4 protein-coding genes are annotated in these 3,480 nt (G+C 68.7%); 3 read left to right on the top strand and 1 reads right to left on the bottom strand.

What is annotated here, in order from left to right; translation table 11 throughout:
• On the top strand, positions 1-1,702 hold a 1,702-nt coding region (locus tag AB7U92_RS24115; protein WP_428582899.1), incomplete at its 5' end, for a penicillin-binding protein 1A.
• On the opposite strand, the gene cyaY is transcribed toward AB7U92_RS24115, so the two are convergent.
• A complete protein-coding gene (gene cyaY, locus AB7U92_RS24120; protein WP_428582901.1) occupies positions 1,692-2,060 on the bottom strand; it encodes an iron donor protein CyaY in 369 nt (122 codons plus the stop codon). The genes AB7U92_RS24115 and cyaY overlap by 11 nt on opposite strands.
• On the opposite strand from cyaY, the gene lptM reads away from it, so the two are divergent.
• Together lptM and lysA are read left to right on the top strand one after the other, a co-directional pair.
• Positions 2,059-2,253, top strand: a complete 195-nt coding sequence (gene lptM / locus AB7U92_RS24125) for an LPS translocon maturation chaperone LptM (protein WP_428582903.1) — start codon at positions 2,059-2,061, stop codon at positions 2,251-2,253. The genes cyaY and lptM overlap by 2 nt on opposite strands.
• The coding region (gene lysA / locus AB7U92_RS24130) for a diaminopimelate decarboxylase (protein ID WP_428582905.1) at positions 2,250-3,480 on the top strand (1,231 nt) is incomplete at its 3' end. The genes lptM and lysA, both read left to right, overlap by 4 nt.

Below are 3,480 nucleotides of genomic sequence, written 5' to 3' on the forward strand. Positions count from 1 at the left end.
CGCCGGCCTGCCCAAGGCGCCGTCGGCCTACAACCCGATCGTCAATCCGAAGCGGGCCACGGAGCGGCAGCAGTACATCATCGACCGCATGCTCGACAACGGCTTCATCAGCGCCGAGCAGCACGCCGCGGCCAAGGCGGAGAAGCTGCAGTACCGCACGCAGAACCAGGTCTTCGTGCACGCGGAATACGTGGCCGAGGTCGCCCGGCAGCTGATCTTCAGCCAGTACGGCGCGGAGGCCTACACGCGCGGGCTGAACGTATACCTGACGCTGAACTCCGGCGAGCAGACCACCGCCTATCGTGCCCTGCGCAAGGGCATCATGGATTTCGAGCGGCGCCAGGTCTACCGCGGGCCCGAGGCCTATGTCGACCTGCCCGCCAACCCGAAGGACCTCGACGCCCGCATCGCCGAGGCGCTGCAGGAACACCCGGACAACGACGAACTCAAGGCTGCCGTCGTGCTCGAGGCCAGCCCGAAGAAGGTGGTGGCGGTGCTGCAGAACGGCGATGCGCTCGAGATCACCGGCGATGGGCTCAAGCCGGCAACCTCCGGCCTGGCCGCCAAGGGCAACCCCAAGACGGCGATCCGCCGCGGCGCGGTGATCCGGGTCGTCGCGGACGCCAAGGCCAGGTGGAGCATCACGCAGCAGCCCGAGGTGGAAGGCGCGTTCGTGTCCATGGACCCGCGCACCGGCGCGATCCGCTCGATGGTCGGCGGCTTCGACTTCTCCAAGAGCAGCTTCAACCACGTGACGCAGGCCTGGCGCCAGCCGGGTTCGAGCTTCAAGCCCTTCGTCTATTCGGCAGCACTGGAGAAGGGTTTCACACCGGCCACGGTGATCAACGACGCCGAACTCTTCTTCGATGCCGACGCGACCCGCAGCCAGCCTTGGGAGCCGAAGAATTACGACGGCCAGTTCGACGGGCCGATGTCGATGCGCCGCGGACTCGCCAAGTCGAAGAACATGGTCTCGATCCGCATCCTGCAGGCGATCACGCCGGAGTTCGCGCAGGACTGGGTGACGCGCTTTGGCTTCGAGGCCGACAAGCACCCGGCGTTCCTGACGATGGCGCTGGGCGCCGGCTCCGTCACGCCGCTGCAGATGGCCAGCGCCTACAGCGTCTTCGCCAACGGCGGCTACCGCATCAACCCGTTCCTGATCGCCCGCATCACCGACAGCAAGGGTCGTGTACTCAACGAGCCCAGGCCGCCAGTGCTCGACGAGTCGGCGCGCGTCATCGAACCGCGCAACGCCTTCGTGATGACCAGCCTGCTGCAGGAGGTCACGCGATCGGGCACGGCGGCGCGCGCCCAGGCCACGCTCAAGCGGCCCGACCTGTATGGCAAGACCGGCACGACCAACGACTCCCACGACGCCTGGTTCGCCGGCTGGCAGCAGCAGGTGGTGGCCGTGGTCTGGATGGGCTACGACACACCGCGCAAGCTCGGCGACCGCGAGACCGGCGGGGGCCTGTCGCTGCCGATCTGGATCGACTACATGAGCGCGGTGCTCAAGGGCGTTCCGGTGGCCGAGGCCGTGCCACCCAGGGGCGTCGTCAATCTGGGCGGCGAGTGGTACTACAGCGAGTATGCCGACGGCAGCGGCGTCACCACGCTGGGCATCGAGGAAGCGCCGCCGGTCGACCCGGCCGTGGTCGAGGAAGAGCGCAAGGGCATCCTCGACCTGTTCAAGCGCTGAGAGCCGGCTCGAACTTCAGCGGCTTGCCGGCCTGCTCGCTGGCGCAGGCGGACAGCGCCGCGAAGAACTCCCTGCCATCGCGCGTGTCCAGCCAGCGCCCCTTCGAGTACTTGTAGTGGTAGCCGCCGCTGCGCGCGGCCAGCCACAGCTCGTGAAGTGGCGGTTGCGTGTTGATCACCAGCTTGCTGCCATTGGGAAAGCCCAGTTCGAGCAGGCCGCCGGTGCGGTGGGTGTCGATGTCGACCACGTCGTCCTGCAGCCACTGGTCCACGGTGGCCTCGATGCACGAAAGCAGCGTCGACGTGATCGCGTGGTACTCGGAATCGCCGAGCGGCGTGGGTTCGAAGGGAGTGGTCATGGTCGATAATCCGCGCATGCTGCAGTGCAAGACTAGTGTATCGACGAGCCCCGCGCCGCGCGCCTGGCGACGCCATCGCGGCTTCGTGGTCATCGCATCCACCGCGCTGTTCGCGCTGATGGGTTGTGGCCAGAAGGGGCCGCTGACCCTGCCTTCGACCGCACCCGCGGCATCGGCGCCGGCGGCGAAATGACGCTGCCCGGCTCCCCTCACCTGGCCTATCTTGGCCGGGAACTGCATCTCGAGGACTGCGCGCTGGCCGAGCTCGCCGCGCGATTCGGCACCCCGCTGTACGTCTACTCGCGCAGCGCCATGCGCGAGGCGCTGGCCGGCTACCAGCGCGCGCTCGCCGGCCGCGACCACCTCATCTGCTACGCGATGAAGGCCAACAGCAACCTGGCGGTGCTGCAGACCTTCGCCCGGGCCGGCTGCGGCTTCGACATCGTCTCGGGCGGCGAACTCGAGCGTGTGCTGGCCGCCGGCGGCGATGCCGCCAAGGTGGTGTTCTCCGGCGTGGGCAAGACGCGCGCAGAGATGGCTCAGGCGCTCGAAGCCGGCGTGGCCTGCTTCAACGTGGAGAGCGAAAGCGAGCTCGAGTTGCTCTCGCAGGTGGCGCACCAGGCGGGCCGCACGGCACGCATCAGCCTGCGCGTGAACCCAGACGTCGACCCGAAGACGCATCCCTACATCTCCACCGGGCTGAAGGGCAACAAGTTCGGCGTCGCCCACGACCGCGCGCTGGCCACCTACAGACGCGCGGCATCCCTGCCCGGCATCGAGGTGGTGGGCATCGACTGCCACATCGGCTCGCAGATCACCGAGACCGGCCCTTACCTCGACGCGCTCGACCGCGTGCTCGACCTGGTCGAGGCGGTGGAGGCTGCAGGCATCCCCTTGCACCACCTCGACCTCGGCGGCGGGCTGGGCATCACCTACACCGACGAGCAGCCGCCGGCGGCGGAGGCACTGGTGCGCGCGCTGCTGGCGCGCATCGACACCCGCGGCCACGGCCATCGCAAGATCCTGCTCGAGCCGGGCCGCTCGCTGGTCGGCAATGCCGGCGTGCTGCTGGCCAGCGTGCTCTATCTGAAGCCCGGCGGCGAGAAGAACTTCTGCATCGTCGACGCGGCGATGAACGACCTGATGCGCCCGGCGATGTACGAAGCCTGGATGGGCATCGTGCCGTGCGCCCCGCGCGACGAAGCGCCACAGACCATGGACGTGGTCGGCCCGGTGTGCGAATCCGGCGACTGGCTGGGCCGCGACCGCCGCCTCGCGGTGCGCGGCGGCGACACGCTCGCCATCCTGTCGGCCGGTGCCTATGGCATGAGCATGGCGAGCAACTACAACACCCGCGGCCGCGCCGCCGAAGTGATGGTGTCCGGCAGCCAGGCCTGGCTGATCCGCGACCGCGAGGTTC

Origin of the sequence: Piscinibacter sp. (assembly GCF_050175855.1) — a bacterium.
GTDB lineage: Bacteria > Pseudomonadota > Gammaproteobacteria > Burkholderiales > Burkholderiaceae_C > Piscinibacter.